We start from the raw sequence: 1,529 nt of genomic DNA on the forward strand, positions 1-1,529 counted from the left end.
TGCAAAAAGAATACGCCGATTTGGACGAAATCTGGAAAGCAGAAAAAGCCGCCTCTTCCAGCACCGCCGACATCAAAAAACAGATGGACGACATCAAAGTCAAAATCGAGCAGGCCAAACGTCAAGGCGATTTTGCCCGTGCGTCCGAACTCGAATACGGTGAGTTGCCGAAATTGGGCGCACAGTTGCAAGCTGCGGAAAGTAACCCCGACGGCAAAAAACAAAACAAACTCTTCCGTACTGAAGTTGGTGCGGACGAAGTGGCCGAAATCGTATCGCGCATGACCGGCATCCCCGTGTCCAAAATGATGGAAGGTGAACGCGACAAGCTGTTGAAAATGGAAGAAGTATTGCACCGCCGCGTGGTTGGTCAAGACGAAGCCGTGCGTGCTGTATCCGACGCCATCCGCCGCAGCCGTTCCGGCCTTGCCGATCCAAACAAACCTTACGGCAGCTTCCTGTTCCTAGGCCCGACCGGTGTGGGTAAAACCGAGTTGTGCAAAGCTTTGGCAGGTTTCCTGTTTGACAGCGAAGATCATCTGATTCGTATCGATATGTCCGAATACATGGAAAAACATGCTGTTGCCCGCTTAATCGGTGCGCCTCCCGGCTATGTTGGCTACGAAGAAGGCGGCTACTTGACTGAGCAAGTCCGCCGCAAACCATACAGTGTGATTCTTTTGGATGAAGTGGAAAAAGCCCATCCGGACGTATTCAACATCTTGCTGCAGGTATTGGATGACGGTCGCTTGACCGACGGACAAGGCCGTACCGTAGACTTCAAAAATACCGTTATCGTGATGACTTCCAATATTGGTAGCCAACATATCCAACAAATGGGTACTCAAGACTACGAAGCGGTAAAAGAAGTTGTGATGGAGGATGTGAAAGAACATTTCCGTCCTGAAATGATCAACCGTATTGACGAAGTAGTCGTGTTCCATGGTTTGGATCAGGCCAATATCCGCAGCATTGCGAAAATCCAGCTTAAAGGTTTGGAAAAACGTTTGGAAGCACAACATCTGCATCTGAAAGTCGATGATGCTGCCTTGGATCTGATTGCTAAAGCCGGTTTCGACCCTGTGTATGGTGCCCGTCCGCTCAAACGCGCCATCCAGTCAGAAATCGAAAATACGCTGGCAAAAGCATTGCTTGAAGGTAAATATGCACCTGATAGCACAATCCATGTTAAAGAAGAGGGTGGTAAGCTCTTGTTTGCATAAGTTTAAAACAATGTAGTATGTTGTTGTAAAAGGCCGTCTGAAAGAATTCAGACGGCCTTTCTTACTTATTGATTCACATCATATATTTGTTATGTAATTTGATTATTCATTGAATTTTAGAGAATATTAATTGAAAATCTTGTGACATGGGTTGATAAAGAATGCGATATAATCCGACCTGTTTGCCAAGGTTCTTGCTAAATATCTCATTTTGTGTAATAATACTACAATGCAAAAACTGACTAATCAAAATCTTCACATTATTTTGTCGGAGCGCTTAAATGATACCGACTTTGTTCTTATTCT

The 1,529-nt window shown here is 45.5% G+C and carries 1 protein-coding gene; it reads left to right on the plus strand.

The features are described from left to right. The coding region (locus ACTHS3_RS12800) for an AAA family ATPase (protein ID WP_440368111.1) at nt 1-1,223 on the plus strand (1,223 nt) is incomplete at its 5' end. Nucleotides 1,224-1,529 lie beyond the last annotated feature (306 nt).

The organism is Neisseria sp. P0009.S007 (assembly GCF_051962515.1).